This is a genomic window from Umezawaea sp. NPDC059074 (genome assembly GCF_042738955.1).
Lineage (GTDB): Bacteria > Actinomycetota > Actinomycetes > Mycobacteriales > Pseudonocardiaceae > Umezawaea.
The window spans coordinates 27582-43034 of the sequence record NZ_JBHYHC010000045.1 but is presented as its reverse complement, the minus strand read 5'-3'; the positions used below and the strand labels follow the sequence as shown (position 1 = coordinate 43034).

The 15453-nt window shown below is 70.5% G+C and carries 16 protein-coding genes; 12 read left to right on the top strand and 4 right to left on the bottom strand.

The genetic code is table 11. From position 1 onward, the window contains the following. Positions 1-87 precede the first annotated feature (87 nt). From hppD to ACFWW9_RS21510, 3 genes are all read left to right on the top strand, one after another. The gene (hppD, locus tag ACFWW9_RS21520) at positions 88-1290 is read left to right on the top strand and encodes a 4-hydroxyphenylpyruvate dioxygenase (protein WP_390380501.1); all 1203 of its coding nucleotides are present in this window, start codon (positions 88-90) and stop codon (positions 1288-1290) included. A 56-nt stretch (positions 1291-1346) separates the two neighbouring features. Then, on the top strand, positions 1347-1913 hold the full coding sequence (locus ACFWW9_RS21515; protein WP_390380498.1) for a hypothetical protein: 567 nt from the start codon (positions 1347-1349) through the stop codon (positions 1911-1913). 115 nt (positions 1914-2028) lie between these two features. Next, positions 2029-2274: a hypothetical protein gene (locus ACFWW9_RS21510; RefSeq protein WP_390380495.1), complete on the top strand. Its 246-nt coding sequence runs from the start codon at positions 2029-2031 to the stop codon at positions 2272-2274. 61 nt (positions 2275-2335) lie between these two features. Here the strand turns inward: ACFWW9_RS21510 and ACFWW9_RS21505 are convergent, their stop codons facing one another. From ACFWW9_RS21505 to ACFWW9_RS21495, 3 genes are all read right to left on the bottom strand, one after another. Beyond that, complete coding sequence (locus tag ACFWW9_RS21505; protein ID WP_390380492.1) at positions 2336-3490, bottom strand: cystathionine gamma-synthase; 1155 nt, start codon at positions 3488-3490, stop codon at positions 2336-2338. A gap of 120 nt (positions 3491-3610) precedes the next feature. Next, on the bottom strand, positions 3611-4738 hold the full coding sequence (locus ACFWW9_RS21500; protein WP_390380489.1) for an RDD family protein: 1128 nt from the start codon (positions 4736-4738) through the stop codon (positions 3611-3613). Between the two features lie 113 nt (positions 4739-4851). Further along, on the bottom strand, positions 4852-6222 hold the full coding sequence (locus ACFWW9_RS21495) for a cystathionine beta-synthase (RefSeq protein ID WP_390380486.1): 1371 nt from the start codon (positions 6220-6222) through the stop codon (positions 4852-4854). 973 nt (positions 6223-7195) lie between these two features. Here ACFWW9_RS21495 and ACFWW9_RS21490 point away from each other — a divergent pair. Both ACFWW9_RS21490 and ACFWW9_RS21485 read left to right on the top strand, forming a co-directional pair. After that, on the top strand, positions 7196-8416 hold the full coding sequence (locus ACFWW9_RS21490) for an acetyl-CoA C-acetyltransferase (protein ID WP_390380483.1): 1221 nt from the start codon (positions 7196-7198) through the stop codon (positions 8414-8416). A 120-nt stretch (positions 8417-8536) separates the two neighbouring features. Next, a complete protein-coding gene (locus ACFWW9_RS21485; protein WP_390380480.1) occupies positions 8537-8755 on the top strand; it encodes a hypothetical protein in 219 nt (72 codons plus the stop codon). 57 nt (positions 8756-8812) lie between these two features. Here the strand turns inward: ACFWW9_RS21485 and ACFWW9_RS21480 are convergent, their stop codons facing one another. After that, positions 8813-9604 (bottom strand): Bax inhibitor-1/YccA family protein, encoded by a 792-nt coding sequence (locus ACFWW9_RS21480; RefSeq protein ID WP_390380477.1) that lies wholly within the window; start codon positions 9602-9604, stop codon positions 8813-8815. 209 nt (positions 9605-9813) lie between these two features. Between ACFWW9_RS21480 and ACFWW9_RS21475 the strand changes: the two genes are divergently transcribed. From ACFWW9_RS21475 to ACFWW9_RS21445, 7 genes are all read left to right on the top strand, one after another. Then, positions 9814-10983: a polysaccharide deacetylase gene (locus ACFWW9_RS21475; RefSeq protein ID WP_390380474.1), complete on the top strand. Its 1170-nt coding sequence runs from the start codon at positions 9814-9816 to the stop codon at positions 10981-10983. 153 nt (positions 10984-11136) lie between these two features. Next, entirely contained in the window at positions 11137-11268 is a 132-nt protein-coding gene (gene pqqA / locus ACFWW9_RS21470) for a pyrroloquinoline quinone precursor peptide PqqA (RefSeq protein WP_390380470.1), read from the top strand. A gap of 79 nt (positions 11269-11347) precedes the next feature. Further along, the gene (gene pqqC, locus ACFWW9_RS21465) at positions 11348-12046 is read left to right on the top strand and encodes a pyrroloquinoline-quinone synthase PqqC (RefSeq protein ID WP_390380467.1); all 699 of its coding nucleotides are present in this window, start codon (positions 11348-11350) and stop codon (positions 12044-12046) included. A gap of 26 nt (positions 12047-12072) precedes the next feature. Then, complete coding sequence (gene pqqD / locus ACFWW9_RS21460) at positions 12073-12309, top strand: pyrroloquinoline quinone biosynthesis peptide chaperone PqqD (RefSeq protein WP_390380581.1); 237 nt, start codon at positions 12073-12075, stop codon at positions 12307-12309. Continuing rightward, positions 12302-13384 carry a pyrroloquinoline quinone biosynthesis protein PqqE gene (pqqE, locus tag ACFWW9_RS21455; RefSeq protein WP_390380463.1) on the top strand — a complete coding sequence of 361 codons (1083 nt, stop codon included), beginning with the start codon at positions 12302-12304 and terminating at the stop codon, positions 13382-13384. The genes pqqD and pqqE overlap by 8 nt, the downstream gene beginning before the upstream one ends. Then, positions 13381-14265, top strand: coding sequence for a pyrroloquinoline quinone biosynthesis protein PqqB (gene pqqB / locus ACFWW9_RS21450; protein ID WP_390380458.1), 885 nt, complete (start codon positions 13381-13383; stop codon positions 14263-14265). Before pqqE ends, pqqB begins: the two co-directional genes overlap by 4 nt. Positions 14266-14319: 54 nt before the next feature. Further along, positions 14320-15453 (top strand): sensor histidine kinase (locus ACFWW9_RS21445; protein WP_390380455.1); only part of this gene is annotated, 1134 nt, incomplete at its 3' end.

Genomic DNA, 15453 nt, shown 5'->3' with positions numbered 1-15453 from the left:
AGTGCGCAGTGAAATCGCCGACTGTTGCTCAGGATGCCCCGAGTCCACATCCTGGGTGTACCGAATGGCCAACGGAGGGAACTTCTGATGACCGGGACTCTGGGGCGCAGCGACCAGCAGCTCGACGACGTGAGCTACGACCAGCTCCGGCAGCTTGTCGGACTGGTGGACTACGACGCCACCAAGGACCCGTTCCCCGTGCGGTCGATGGACGCCGTGGTGTTCGTGGTCGGCAACGCGACGCAGACCGCCTGGTTCTACCAGGTCGCGTTCGGGATGCAGCTCGTCGCGTACGCGGGTCCGGAGACCGGGCAGCGGGACCACAAGTCCTTCGTGCTCAAGTCCGGGTCCGCCCGGTTCGTGATCAAGGGCGGCGTGCTGCCCGACAGCTCGCTGCTGGAGCACCACCGCAAGCACGGCGACGGCGTCGTCGACCTGGCGCTGGAGGTCGACGACGTGGACCGCTGCGTGGCGCACGCCCGCAGCCAGGGCGCGACCGTGCTGGTCGAGCCGCACGACGTGAGCGACGACAACGGCACCGTGCGCACCGCCGCGATCGCGACCTACGGCGAGACCCGCCACACGCTGGTCGACCGGTCCCGCTACAGCGGCCCGTACCTGCCCGGCTACATCGCCAAGCAGAGCAGCGTCGTCCGCCCCGAGGGCGCGCCGAAGCGGCTGTTCCAGGCGATCGACCACTGCGTCGGCAACGTCGAGCTGGGCAAGATGGACTACTGGGTCGAGTGGTACAACCGGGTCATGGGCTTCGTGAACATGGCGGAGTTCATCGGCGACGACATCGCGACGGACTACTCCGCACTGATGAGCAAGGTCGTCTCCAACGGCAACCACCGGGTCAAGTTCCCGCTCAACGAGCCCGCCATCGCGCAGCGCAAGTCGCAGATCGACGAGTACCTCGAGTTCTACGCGGGCGCGGGCGTGCAGCACATCGCGTTGGCCACCAACGACATCATCGGCACCGTCACCGCGATGCGCGCGGCGGGCGTCGAGTTCCTGGAGACCCCGGACTCCTACTACGACGACCCCGAGCTGCGGGCGCGCATCGGCAAGGTGCGGGTGCCGATCGAGGTCCTGAAGGAGCACCGGATCCTGGTCGACCGGGACGAGGACGGCTACCTGCTCCAGATCTTCACCGCCCCGACCGGCGACCGGCCGACCGTGTTCTACGAGCTGATCGAGCGGCACGGGTCCCTGGGCTTCGGCAAGGGCAACTTCAAGGCGCTGTTCGAGGCCATCGAGCGCGAGCAGGAGCGCCGGGGCAACCTCTGACCTTCGGCGAGCGTCCTGGTTGCGGGGAGTGAGAACCGCGGAACCAGGGGGATGTCGTGAAGGTGTTCAGGGGAACGGTTTTGGCGGGCGTCGGCGCGGCGGTGCTGCTGCTCAGCGCGTGCGGGAGCGGCGGGGGCACCGCCTCGCCGACGTCTTCGCCGAAACCGACAGGGAGCGCGGTCGAGAAGACCGAGAGCAGTACCGCCGGTCCGACCGAGGCCGGGAGCGGTACCGCCGACCCGACCAAAGCCGAGCAGCCCGCGAGCGGGCAGGCGGGTGAGACGGTCGAGGTGTCAATCGTCAAGGCCATCCGAGACGACGGGACCGTCGAGTACCAGGTGGGCCGGTTCGTGCCCGCCGAGACGAACAACCGGAAGGTCGAAGCGGTCGACGAGACCGTGCGCACGGCCACGCTGGCGGCCGACGCGGTGTTCCTGTCCACCCAGGGCTGCGACACCGGGAACCCGGTCGGACTGGCCGTTGACCAGCGCGGACTCGGCACGGTGCCGTGCGAGCGCGAGGCCTACGCGGCGATGACGCCCGACTGGACGGAGTACGCGCCGTCGCTGTTCTTCAACGGTGCCGGGGAGATCGTCAAGATGGCCAACCACTACCACCCGTGACGGCCGTCCGGCGAGTCCGCGCCACCTCTCGCCGATGAGCTTGGTACGCACCGCGCGGAGGCGGGTACGCTCTGTCTTGGGGAACCTCACAGGGCATTCACATCGGGGAGGCGGCATGGCACTAGCAGGACGCGTAGCCGCCGTGCTTCCGCTCGTCGGAGCGGTAGCCACGGCCGTGGCCCTGACCGGTGCGGCCTTTTTCACCGTCGCGCAGGCGGGCTGCCACGATTCCGGTCACTTCGAGCAGCACAACGGGACGCTCCAGTTCGTCGGCGGTTGCGTCGACGGTCAGCAGCTCCCGGCGGTGCCGAAGACCGCGAACGCGCAGTACCCGGCGGGCGAGAACCTGGTCAAGCCCTAGGCGTCACAGATGGCGAAGGGGGCCCCGCGCGTGCGCGAGGCCCCCTTCGTCGTGACCGGGGTCAGTCCAGCGCGGCGACCAGGTCGGCGACCAGGTCGTCACCGGCCTCGATGCCGACGGAGACGCGGACCAGGTCCGACGGCACCTCCAGCAGCGAGCCCTCGGTGCTGGCGTGCGTCATCTTGCCGGGGTGCTCGATCAGCGACTCGACGCCGCCGAGGGACTCGGCCAGCGTGAACAGCTTGGTGCGCGAGCACACGTCGAGCGCGGCCTGCTCACCGCCCTGCACGGTGAACGAGATCATCCCGCCGAACCGGCGCATCTGCTTCGCCGCCAGCTCGTGGCCGGGGTGCTCCGGCAGACCGGGGTAGAGCACGGTCTTGACCTTCGGGTGCTTCAGCAGCGCCTGGACGACCAGCTCGGCGTTGTCCGAGTGCTTCTCCATGCGGAGTTCGAGGGTCTTGATGCCGCGCAGCGTCAGCCACGAGTCGAACGGGCTGGCGACCGCGCCCGCGCCGTTCTGGAGGAAGCCGAACTGGGCATCCAGCTCGTCGTCGTTGGTGATGAGCGCGCCGCCGACGACGTCGGAGTGGCCGCCGATGTACTTGGTCGTGGAGTGCATGACCACGTCCGCGCCCAGGCCCAGCGGGCTCTGGAGGTACGGGGACGCGAAGGTGTTGTCCACCACGAGCAGCGCGCCCGCGGAGTGCGCGATCTGGGACAGGCCCGCGATGTCCGCGATGTTCAGCAGCGGGTTCGTGGGCGTCTCGATCCAGATCACCTTGGTGTTGGGGCGAACCGCGGCCCGAACGGCGTCCACATCGGACAGTTCGACGGGCGTGTGCTCGATGCCCCAGTGGCCCAGCACCTTGTCGATGAGCCGGAACGTGCCGCCGTAGGCGTCGTTCGGGATGAGGATGTGGTCGCCGGGGCGCAGCATCGAGCGGAGCGCCGCGTCGGTCGCGCCCATGCCCGAGGCGAAGGCGCGGGCGTGCCTGCCGCCCTCCAGCGAGGCGAGGCACTCCTGGAGGGCCGCCCTCGTCGGGTTGCCCGTGCGGGAGTACTCGTAGCCGCCCCTCAGACCACCCACGCCGTCCTGCGCGTAGGTGGAGGTCGCGTGGATGGGCGGGATCACCGAGCCGGTAGTCGGATCGGGGTCCTGACCTGCGTGAATTGCCCTGGTCGCGAAGCCGTAGTGGGCGGAGCTGTCCGTCATGACTAGAGCGTACGGGTCCATTCGGCCCTGCCCGAGGGGCGGGATGGGCCGCAAAAAGGCGGGCACCCGACCGAGTGGTCGGATGCCCGCCGTTAGCCGTGGTGGCGTCGATTCAGCCGGTCACCACTGCTGGGGCGGCTGCTGCTGGCCGTACCCCTGCTGCGGGGGCTGCTGGCCGTAGCCCGGCTGCTGCGGGGGCTGGCCGTACGGCGACTGCTGGCCGAAGGGCTGGCCACCGTTGCCGGGGTACTGGGCGGGGGCGGCGGAGCCGTCCGCCATGACCACGACGGTGTTCATGATCTTGTCGGCCCAGGTCTGCTTCTTGACCTCCCACAGCGGCGCGAGGTACCCCACGCCGCAGGGCAGGCCGTCGATGAAGTGGCAGAGCTGGCGGACGAAGGCGTTGCCGAAGCCGATCGGCTGACCGGTCTGCTCGCTGATCAGTTTGATCTTGGCGACGCGCTTGCCGAGCGACTGCCCGGTCGTGCCCTGGAGGTACATCGAGTTGTACACCTGGTAGCCGATGATGCCGAGGTACCCGATGCCGCTGAACGCCAGCGCGAGCGACAGGTCGCCGGACGCGCCGCCGATCACGCCGACGAGCAGGTAGAACACCACGGCGGGCGCGATGTAGTCGATCAGGCCCGCGATCGCCCGCGTGCCCCACTCGGCGTAGTTGCCCGCCGGGGCGCCGTAGCCGGCCTGCGCGGGGTAGCCCGGCTGGGCGCCGCCCCACGCCTGCTGCTGCGGCTGCCCGTACGCGGGCTGCTGAGCACCCCACGGCTGCTGCTGCGGCTGCCCGTAGGGCTGCGCGGGCTGGCCGTAGGGGTTCGACGCGGGCGGCTGCTGGCCGTACGGCTGCTGCTGTTGCGGCTGGCCGTAGGGCTGCGCGGGCTGGCCGTACGGGTTCGACTGCGGCTGGCCGTACTGGCCCGGCTGCGGCTGCTGGCCGTACGCGGGCGGCTGCTGGGCGGGGAACCCGCCCGAGCCGGTCTGCGGCGGCTGGCCGTACGGGTTCGACTGCGGCGACTGGCCCTGGCCGGACACGACCTGGGTCGCGTCGGAGTTCGGCTGCTGCCCCTGACCGGTGACGACCTGGGTCGCGTCGGACGGCGGGAACGCCGGGGGCTGTCCGCCGCTCGGCACCACCTGCGTCGCGTCGGCGCTGGGAGACTGGGCACCCTGCCCCTGGCTCTCCTGTGGTTGGCCGCCGTGGTTCTGGCCTTCTGGCGGCTGCGGAGCGTTCATCGGAGTGTCCAGCCCCTTTGTTCGGGTCGTTGTGCGGGGTAAGTCCAGGCCACGCTAGCGGATCGCCGACGCCGCGCCACCGGCAACCGGTGAACGTGTCGCGGAATGTTTCCTCAGCGTCCGGCGAGGAAACCCAGGATGTCCTGCCGGGTAACGACGCCCGCGGGCTTGCCGTCGTCGAGGACCAGAGCACCGTCCGCATGGGACAGTGCCTTCATCGCCACCCCGACGGACTCGCCCGCGCCGATCGTCGGCAGCGGGGCGGACATGTGCTTCTCCAGGGTGTCGGCGAGCTGCGCCTTCCCGGTGAACAGCGCGTCCAGCAGGTCGCGCTCGTTGACCGCGCCCGCGACCTCGGCGGCCATGACCGGCGGCTCGGCGTTGACGACGGGCATCTGCGAGACGCCGTACTCGCGCAGGATGGCGACGGCCTCGGCGACCGTCTCCTTGGGGTGGCCGTGCACCAGGTCCGGGATGCGCCCGTCCTTGCGCCGCAACACATCCCCGACGGTCGCGCCGGACGAGTCGGGCGGCAGGAAGCCGTAGGAGGACATCCACTGGTCGTTGAAGACCTTGGACAGGTAGCCGCGGCCGCCGTCGGGCAGCAGCACGACCACGACGTCGTCCGGCCCGCAGGTCTGGGCGATCCGGATCGCCGCGGCGGCGGCCATGCCGCACGAGCCGCCGACGAGCAGGCCCTCCTCACGGGCGAGGCGACGGGTCACGGAGAAGGAGTCCGCGTCGGACACGGCGACGATCTCGTCGCAGATGTCGCGGTCGTACGCGTCCGGCCAGAAGTCCTCACCGACGCCCTCGACGAGGTACGGACGCCCGGTGCCACCGGAGTACACGGAGCCCTCGGGGTCCGCGCCGATGATCTTCACCTTGCCGCCGGACACCTCCTTGAGGTACCTGCCGGTGCCCGAGATGGTGCCGCCGGTGCCCACGCCGGCGACGAAGTGGGTGATCTTGCCCTCGGTCTGCCGCCAGATCTCCGGCCCCGTGGAGTGGTAGTGGCTCAACGGGTTCTGCGGGTTCGAGTACTGGTCCGGCTTCCACGCGCCGGGGATCTCGCGCACCAGCCGGTCGGACACGTTGTAGTAGGAGTCCGGGTGCTCGGGCGCGACAGCGGTCGGACACACCACGACCTCGGCCCCGTACGCCTTGAGCACGTTGCGCTTGTCCTCGCTGACCTTGTCTGGGCAGACGAAAACGCACTTGTACCCCTTGCGCTGCGCGACGAGCGCAAGACCAACGCCGGTGTTGCCGGAGGTGGGCTCCACGATCGTGCCGCCAGGCTGGAGCTCCCCGGACGCCTCAGCCGCCTCGACCATGCGGAGGGCGATGCGGTCCTTCACGCTGCCACCGGGGTTGAGGTACTCGACCTTCGCCAACACCAGCGGGGCAGCGCCCTCGGTGACCGAGTCCAACTTCACCAGCGGCGTGTTGCCGACCAGGTCGACGACGTGCTCGACGTACTCCACCGGACGAGTCCTTTCCCACTGCACGAGATGACCGGCGCAGCGTAACTCGACGGAGGTGTGGGGGTGGTTCGTGGAGGATTCACAGCAGCACACGGAGCTCACCCGCAGTGAGGACAGAGTGGCCCCAGAGGCACCCGATTCGAGCAAAAACGGCAGAATAAAAATCAAAAACAAACCCCAAACATGCACACGGCAGAACTCAGCCACAACCCAAAAAGCACTTGCCCAAGCCCGAATACCAGACCCCCTACCTGGCCGAACACGCCTGCTCTTCCGGTAGCACGCAGGTAGTGGTCGATTTTATTTGGGGGATTTGCCCCTTAAAATTGGAGATCGGGCAGGGCTTTGGGGCACTGCCTTTTGGCCCGATCAAGGGGCAAATCTAGGGGCCCCAAATCAAATCGACCACCCACAACGGAACCGCCCTGCACGGACGGAACCACCCAGACGTACCGCTACGGGACCACGGAGCCGGGGCGGGGTGGGGACCGGAGGACGGAGGCGGAGAGATGGGATCGAGGCCTGAGGAGTCGGGACAGGGGCCCGAGGGCCGATGCGCGGGTCCGAGGTCGGGGTCCAGAGGCCGAGGGATCAAGAGTCGAAACCGGGGCAAAGACCAGAGACGGGCGGGTCCGAGGCCGGGATCGGGACCCAAGTCGCGGGCGGGGTCGAGGCGGGATCGCGGGCCGGAGCGGGGCGGGTCGCAAGCCGGGTCGGGGCCGGGTCGCGGGACGGGTCGAAGCCAGGAGCAGGGCCGGAGTCGAGGCCGGAACCGGACCGAGCCGGAGACCTGGTGCCAACCCAACACCCCAGCCCTAGCCCCAGCCCAGATACCGGCGATACCCCCGATAGCCCCCCTCCTGATCTTTCGGCATCGTGAAAGCACGGCGGTGTGCGTCACGAGTGGTGGCTTGGCTGAACAGGCGTTAACTAGGGTGAGTGCACACGCTGCGGTGAACAAAGGAGTTCCGTAATGCCTGAGGCCGTCATCGTCTCCGCTGCCCGATCCCCCATCGGTCGGGCGGGCAAGGGTTCGCTCAAGGACATCCGCGGCGACGACCTGACCGTGCAGATGGTCAAGGCCGCGCTGGCCAAGGTGCCGGAGCTGGACCCGGCCACCATCGACGACCTGATGCTCGGCTGCGGCCTCCCCGGTGGTGAGCAGGGCTTCAACATGGGGCGCGTCGTCTCCGTGCTCGCGGGGTACGACCAGATCCCCGGCACGACCGTGACCCGCTACTGCGCGTCCAGCGTGCAGACGACCCGGATGGCGCTGCACGCCATCAAGGCCGGCGAGGGCGACGTGTTCATCAGCGCCGGTGTCGAGACCGTGTCGAGCTTCGCGCGCGGCAACTCCGACGGGTGGCCCGGCACGCACAACCCGGTGTTCGCCGACGCCGAGGCGCGGACCGCGGAGACCTCGCAGGCGGGCGCGGACACGTGGACCGACCCGCGCGAGAACGGCCAGGTCCCGGACGTCTACATCGCGATGGGCCAGACCGCGGAGAACCTGGCGTGGGCGAAGGACATCTCCCGCGAGGAGATGGACCAGTTCGGCGTGCGCTCGCAGAACCTCGCCGAGAAGGCCATCGCCAACGGCTTCTGGGCCCGCGAGATCACGCCCGTGACGCTGCCCGACGGCACCGTCGTGTCCGCCGACGACGGTCCTCGGCCGGGCGTGACGCTGGAGGGCGTGTCCGGCTTGAAGCCTGTGTTCCGGCCGAACGGCAAGGTCACCGCGGGCAACTGCTGCCCGCTCAACGACGGCGCCGCGGCCCTGGTGATCATGAGCGACGTCAAGGCCAAGCAGCTCGGCATCACGCCGCTGGCCCGCATCGTGTCGACCGGCGTCTCCGGCCTGTCGCCGGAGATCATGGGCCTCGGCCCGGTCGAGGCGTCCCGCCGCGCGCTGAAGCTGGCCGGGATGTCCATCGGCGACATCGACCTCGTCGAGATCAACGAGGCGTTCGCCGCGCAGGTCATCCCGTCCTACCAGGAGCTGGGCATCGACCTGGACCGGCTGAACGTCAACGGCGGCGCCATCGCCGTCGGCCACCCGTTCGGCATGACCGGGGCGCGCATCACCACGACCCTGATCAACTCCTTGCAGTTCCACGACAAGCAGTTCGGCCTCGAGACCATGTGCGTCGGCGGCGGCCAGGGCATGGCGATGGTGCTGGAGCGCCTCAGCTAGCTCTGCGTGACGACGGAAAACCGAAGGGGACGACCACTGCTCCGATGCGGTGATCGTCCCCTTCGGGCCGTCATCGGGCCTTCGCGAACCCGTCCCTACCTCGGAGTAGGGAGGCTTCACATGCCGTACGTCTGGTGGCACAGCGAGTACGACTCGCTGTGCCACGCGTTCAGGGCCGAGCACACCGCCGTCGCCGACCGGAGCTTCTACGAGGCCGTCTGCGAGCACAGCGTCCCGGTCGAGAGGCTGGAGCGCGAGCAGCACGGGCACCTGTGCGTCTCCTGCCTGATCAAGGTGGGGACCACGCTGCCCGACGACGGGGGCGGCTGGCGCCCCTGAACGCGGAGAAGGGCGCCCGGCCGAGGTGGCCGGACGCCCTTCGAGGGCTTTCCGCGATCAGTCCGAGTTGAAGTAGGACAGCAGTCGCAGGATCTCCAGGTACAGCCAGACCAGGGTCACGGTCAGGCCGAACGCGATCCGCCACGCGAACACGGCGGGCACGCCCGCGCGGATCGCCTCGTCGGCGGCGTCGAAGTCCAGCAGGAAGCTGAACGCGGCGATGCCGATGCAGACCAGGCTGAAGATGATCGCGATGGTGCCGCCGTCACGCAGGCCGAGACCGCCCGGCGTGAGGAAGCTCGCGACCAGGTTGGCCAGCATGAGGACCGCGACGCCGATGACCGCGCCGGTGATCCACTTGGTCAGCTTCGGCGTGACCCGCACGGCACCGGTCTTGTAGACGACCAGCATGCCGACGAACACGCCGATGGTGCCGATGATCGCCTGGATCACGATGGCGTTGCCGTTGGCGAAGGCGCGGCCGATGACACCGCTCACCGCGCCGAGGAACACGCCCTCGGCCACCGCGTAGGCCAGCACGAGCGCCGGGCTCGGCTTCTTCTTGAAGATGTTGACCAGGGCCAACACGAAACCGATGATCATCGCCGGCAGCGCGAGGGCGTACAGCTCCATCACGAAGGTGATGGTGCCCGCGACCAGGAGCACGGCCAGGGTCGCGCCGGTCTTGGTCACCACGTCGTCGATCGTCATCGGGCGGTTGGCCGCCGATGGGGGTGCAGGGTCGTAGCCGGTGCCCGCTTGCTGCGGCGGCTGACCGAAGCCTGCGTAGTTGTTCCCGTAACCGCCGGTCGGCAGGTTGCGGAAAGCGGGGTTGCTGGTGGTGCGCACCTCGTCCTCCTGTGGCGTGCTGACGCCGTCACGGGGTTCAACGACCACACGAGTCGATCGGTTCCCGTCGGGTAAAAGTGACTTTACCTGGACTGCCGATCTCACCACCCGGCAACGCCGAACGCGGAACGTAACGATCGACACAACCGGGTGAAGTTGATCGTGACCTGGACGCAACCCGGCACACCGGACCGCCGTCATTACCTGTCGTGGCGCGCAAACAGAAGCGGTTGGGCTGGGTGACGACCGGGGTGGCCCTCGGGGTCACGCTGGCGGTCATCGTGACCTTGGGTGGACGTCCTCAGGAACAGCAGCCGACGGCGACCGACAACGTGGCGGCGGGCCTCCCCGCCCCGCAACGCGCCCCCGTGACGGACGGCCCGGTCCCCCAGGTCCCGCCCGCGGCCGACCCCAAGCCGGAGTGGATGCGCAAGCTCGGCCCGAACGAGAAGCCCCCGCAGTTCGTCATGTTCTCCTTCGACGGCGCGGCCTCCAAGGCCCACTGGGACCGCGTCCTCCCGCTCGCCCAGCAGGTGAAGGCCCACGTCACGGGCCTGCTGTCCGGTGTGTACATGCTCAGCGACGACCAGGGCGGCAGCTACACGGGCCCCGGCCACGACCGGGGCGACTCGTCCATCGGCTTCGGCGGCACCCGGCAGGACGTCTCGCAGCGCATCGGCTACCTCAACGACGCGCTGGCCGCGGGCCACGAGATCGGCACCCACTACATGGGCCACTTCTGCCAGGGCGACGAGCCGAGCGTGGGCCGGTGGAACACCGACCAGTGGAACAACGAGCTCGACCAGTTCTTCGGCGTCGTCGACAAGGCGGGCAAGCAGGGCTTCAAGCTCGACCCGACCACGATCCGCGGCGGCCGCACCCCGTGCCTGGAGGGCGACTGGAAGGCCGCCATCCCGGCCATGAAGGCCCACGGCCTGGTCTACGACACCAGCCAGGTCAGCCTCGGCGTCACCTGGCCGACCGTGGTCGACGGCGTCTACGAGTTCCCGCTGCCCGAGGTGCGCGTGCCCGCGCTGAACAAGCAGGCCGTGATGATGGACTACAACCTCTGGTTCGCCCTCAACCGCGCCGACGAGGAGCCCGCCAGGGCGGCCGAGTTCACCAGCGTCGTCGTCGACACCTACCGGGACGTGTACCGGGCGGCGTTCAACGGCAACCGCGCGCCGCTGACGATCGGCAACCACTTCAACGAGTGGGCGGGTGGCGCGTTCAGCGCGGCGGTGGAGCAGTTCATGGGCGAGGTGTGCGTCCAGAAGGAGACGGTCTGCGCCACCTACACCGAGGTCATCCAGTGGATGCAGCTCCAGGACCCGCAGGTGCTGGCCCAGCTGCGCAGCTTCCCGGCCGCGCGGAACTAGCGACCGGTCTCCCCCGGCGACCGCCCGCGACGACCGGGATGTCCCCGCTATTAGGAAACAACCCTTCCCATCTAGCGCTCCTTCGCCCGGACGACCTACGGTGACCTGACCGCCGCGCTGCCACGGTGCTCGACCCGAACCGAGGAGTTGCGCATGTCCGTCACGAAGAACGCCCGCCGCACGGCCCCCAAGCCCCCCGTCTCGACCAAGCGCGCCTGGGTGAAGCCGGACTTCCGGGACTTCGACACCCCGATGGAGGTCACGGCGTACGCCGCCCGCACCTGACGCGGACCGCCCAGCCCCGACCGTGGACCCCGGCGACCTCGGGGTCCACGGTTCCGCGTCGAGCCACCGGAGCGCACCCGTGCGAGCACTGTCGTCCCCCCAGGAGTTCGCGGCGGAGCTCCGCGCGCTGGCTCCCCGCTACTGGCACGACCACCCGTTCCACCTGCGCCTGCACGACGGCGTGCTCGGCAAGGACGAGCTGCGGTCGTGGGCGGCGAACCGGTGGTACTACCAGCGCTGCATCCCGCAGAAGGACGCGGCGATCCTGGCCAACTGCCCGCTGCCCGACGTCCGCCGCGAGTGGCGCGAGCGGATCGTCTGGCACGACGGCACGCGTCCCGGCGAGGGCGGGGCGGAGAACTGGATCCGGATGGCCGAGTCGCTCGGCCTGTCGCGCGAGGAGGTCCTCGACGAGCGGCACGTCCTGCCCGGCACCAGGTTCGCCGTGGACGCCTACGTCACGTTCGCCCGCACCAGGCCGTGGCTCGAGGCCGTCGCCTCGGGGCTCACGGAGATGTTCTCGCACGGCCTGATGACCCGGCGCCTCGCGGACATGCGGGAGAAGTACCCGTGGATCGCCGAGGAGGGGTTCGCCTACTTCACCGAGCGGCTCACGGTGATCGCGGGCGAGGGGAAGTCCACTTTGGACCTCGTCATCCGGCACTGCGAGACCAGGCAGCAACAAGAGGCCGCCGTCGCCGCGCTGTCGTTCAAGTGCGACGTCCTGCGGTCCATCCTGGACACCGTCGACTACTACTCCCGCCGGGGCGGGCGGTGACCCCGGACGCGGTGCCGCGCGTCCGGATGGGCGTGCGCGCGTCCTACGACCAGGTCCGCGAGTCGCACGTCGTCCTGTTCCCCGAGGGCGTGCTGGTGCTCAACGACACGGCCGCCGCCGTGGTCGACCTGTGCGACGGCCGCACGAACGTCGCCGGGATCGCCGAGCGGCTGGCGGCGGACTTCGACGGCGTGGAACTCCAGGACGTCACCGACCTGGTCGACCGCCTCGTGGCCCGCCGGGTGGTGGACCTCGATGGCTGACGCCCCGTTCGGCCTGCTCGCCGAGCTCACCCACCGCTGCCCCCTCCAGTGCGGCTACTGCTCCAACCCGCTCGAACTCGTCGCGCGCGAGGACGAGCTGGGCACCGACGAGTGGCTCTCGGTGTTCGACCAGGCCCGCGCGCTCGGCGTGCTCCAGGTCCACCTGTCCGGCGGGGAACCCCTGGGCCGCAAGGATCTCCCGGAACTGGTGGGCCACGCGAACAGCCTCGGCTGCTACGTGAACCTGGTGACCAGCGGCCTCGGCCTCACCGCGCCGCGGCTCGCGGACCTGGTGTCGCGCGGCGTCGACCACGTCCAGCTCTCGGTGCAGGACGCGGGCGCGGCGGGGGCCGACCGGATCGCGGGCGTCAAGGCGCACCACCACAAGCTGGTCGCCGCGGACCTGGTGCGCGAGATCGGGATCCCGCTGACGGTGAACGTCGTGCTGCACCGGCGGAACCTGGACAACGTCGGCGGGATCATCGCGCTGGCCGAGCGGATGGGCGCGCAGCGGCTGGAGCTGGCCAACACCCAGTACTACGGCTGGGCCCTGCGCAACCGGGCCGCGCTGCTGCCCACCAAGGAGCAGCTCGCCGCGGCCGACCCCGTCGTCGCCGCGGCCCAGGAACGGCTGCGCGGCACGATGGAGATCGTCTACGTGATCGCCGACTACCACGAGGCCCACCCGAAGCCGTGCATGTACGGGTGGGGCGCGCGGCAGCTCACCGTGGCCCCGAACGGGAACGTCCTGCCCTGTCCGGCCGCGACCGTGATCGCGGACCTGGAGATCGACAACGTGCGGGACAAGCGGCTGGCCGACATCTGGCACGACTCCGGCTCGTTCACCGCCTACCGCGGCACGGACTGGATGCGCGACCCGTGCCGGAGCTGCGCCCGCAGGGAGATCGACTTCGGCGGCTGCCGGTGCCAGGCTTTCCAGCTCACCGGCGACGCGGCGAACACCGACCCGGTCTGCTCGCTGTCCCCGCTGCGCTCGACCGTCGACCTCATCCTCGCCACCGAGATGAGCCCGACCGTCGAACCGGCGCTGGTGATGCGGAAGGCCCGCCGGTGAAGGCCGTGCTGCTCGGCACCGCGGCGGGCGGCGGCTTCCCGCAGTGGAACTGCGCCTGCGCGCCCTGCGACGGCGCCCGCTCCGGGAGGCTCGCGAGCCGGTCGCAGGACTGCCTCGCGCTCAGCGGCGACGACCGGAACTGGTGGCTGTTCAACGCCTCCCCCGACATCCGGACCCAGCTCGTCGCGACCGCCGCGCTGAACCCCGGTCCCGGCCCGCGCGACACCCCCGTGCGCGGCGTGGTCCTCACCGACGCCGAGCTCGACCACGCGCTGGGCCTGCTGACCCTGCGCGGCGCGGCGGGCGTGGAGGTGCACGCCACCGCCGCGGTGTCCGAGGCGCTCCACGGCGACCTGGACCTGCGCGCGGTCCTGGACCGGTACGCCGACTGGACGTGGCACGACGTCGTGCCGGGCAAGCCGTTCGACCTCGACGGCGGCCTGGAGGTCACGGCGGTCCCGATCAGCGGCAAGCGGCCGAAGTACACCGGCGGGTCCACAGTGGACGGTGACTGGGTGGTCGCCTACCGGGTCGTGGACCGGCGCACCGGCGGCACGCTGGTCTACGCGCCCTGCCTCGCCACCTGGCCCGCGGCCCTGGAGCACCTGCTGGCCGACGCGGACGTCCTCGTCCTGGACGGCACCTTCCACTCACCCGACGAGATGGGCGTCCGCACCGGCGGCTCGCACGGCCAAGCCGCGATGGGCCACCTGCCGATCGCGCACAGCCTGCCCGAACTCCGCCGCCACCCCGGCGTGCGGCGGATCTACACGCACCTCAACAACACCAACCCCGTCCTCGACCCCGACTCCCCCGAACACGCGGACCTCGTCGCCGCGGGCGTCGAGGTCCCGCCCGACGGGACCGTCATCGAGATCTGAACCGGGGGGTTAAACCCACCGCGCGAAGGGGGGTCGGCAGGCCAGACTCGAACCATGACGGACAGGGACCTGGTGGGCGGACTCCGCGACCGCGTGCGGCTGGTGGCGTGGAGCCTGGTCCGCGTGCCGCTCGGACTGGCCGGGATCATCCTGATCCCGTTGCAGCTCTACGCGTACCCGCTGCTCCTGGTCACGCTGGGGATCCCCCTCCTGCTCGCCGTGACGGCCGTGGAGCGCAAGGCGCTCGGCGGCTACCGGAGGTGGGCGGGCCGGGTGCTCGGCGGCGAGATCCCGGCGCCGTACCGGCTCCCGCCCAGCCGCGGCCCCGTCGCGCGGGTCCGCGCGATCGCCACGGACCCGGCGACCTGGCGGGACTTCGCGTGGCTCTTCGTCAACGCGCCGCTCAGCGTGGTGGCGGCGGTCCTCCCGCTCACGGTGTGGATCAGCGGGACCGGGGGCCTCCTCATGCCGTTCATCTGGACGTTCGGCAGGCCGGACGTCGACTTCGCCTTCATGGACGCCCACACCCCCGGCGCCATGGTGCTGGCACCGGCGCTCGGGGCGCTGCTGATCAGGCTCGCGTGGCGGTTCACGCCGTGGGCGACCACGGCGCACGCCACCGTCGCCCGCTGGCTGCTCGCGCCGACCGCCAAGAACGCCCTCACCACGCGGGTGCGGGAGCTGGCGGACTCGCGCGCCGACACCGTGGACGCGCAGGCCGCCGAGCTGCGCCGGATCGAACGCGACCTGCACGACGGCGCGCAGGCCCGGCTCGTGGCGCTGGGCATGAACCTCGGGATGGCCGAGGACCTGATGGCCCGCGACCCCGAGGCCGCGAAGGCGCTGCTGGCCGAGGCGCGCGAGTCGTCCACGCAGGCGTTGTCGGAGCTGCGGAGCCTGGTGCGCGGCATCCACCCGCCGGTGCTCGCCGACCGCGGCCTCGACGGCGCGGTGCGCGCGCTGGCGCTGGCGCTGCCGATCCCCGTGGAGGTCGACATCGAGCTGCCCGGCAGGCCGCAGGCCCCGGTGGAGTCGGCGGTGTACTTCGCCGTCGCCGAGACGCTGGCGAACGCGGCCAAGCACAGCGGCGGGACGGCGGCGTGGATCCGGGTCCGGCACGCCGACGACCGGCTGTCCGTCATGATCGGGGACGACGGTCGCGGCGGAGCGGCCCTGACGCCCGACGGC

Excerpts from the sequence above, each read along its gene's own strand:
- hppD (WP_390380501.1), top strand. The coding sequence starts at position 88 with ATGACCGGGACTCTGGGGCGCAGCGACCAGCAGCTCGACGACGTGAGC.
- ACFWW9_RS21510 (WP_390380495.1), top strand. The coding sequence starts at position 2,029 with ATGGCACTAGCAGGACGCGTAGCCGCCGTGCTTCCGCTCGTCGGAGCG.
- ACFWW9_RS21505 (WP_390380492.1), bottom strand. The coding sequence starts at position 3,490 with ATGACGGACAGCTCCGCCCACTACGGCTTCGCGACCAGGGCAATTCAC.
- ACFWW9_RS21500 (WP_390380489.1), bottom strand. The coding sequence starts at position 4,738 with ATGAACGCTCCGCAGCCGCCAGAAGGCCAGAACCACGGCGGCCAACCA.
- ACFWW9_RS21490 (WP_390380483.1), top strand. The coding sequence starts at position 7,196 with ATGCCTGAGGCCGTCATCGTCTCCGCTGCCCGATCCCCCATCGGTCGG.
- ACFWW9_RS21485 (WP_390380480.1), top strand. The coding sequence starts at position 8,537 with ATGCCGTACGTCTGGTGGCACAGCGAGTACGACTCGCTGTGCCACGCG.
- pqqA (WP_390380470.1), top strand. The coding sequence starts at position 11,137 with ATGTCCGTCACGAAGAACGCCCGCCGCACGGCCCCCAAGCCCCCCGTC.
- pqqD (WP_390380581.1), top strand. The coding sequence starts at position 12,073 with ATGGGCGTGCGCGCGTCCTACGACCAGGTCCGCGAGTCGCACGTCGTC.
- pqqE (WP_390380463.1), top strand. The coding sequence starts at position 12,302 with ATGGCTGACGCCCCGTTCGGCCTGCTCGCCGAGCTCACCCACCGCTGC.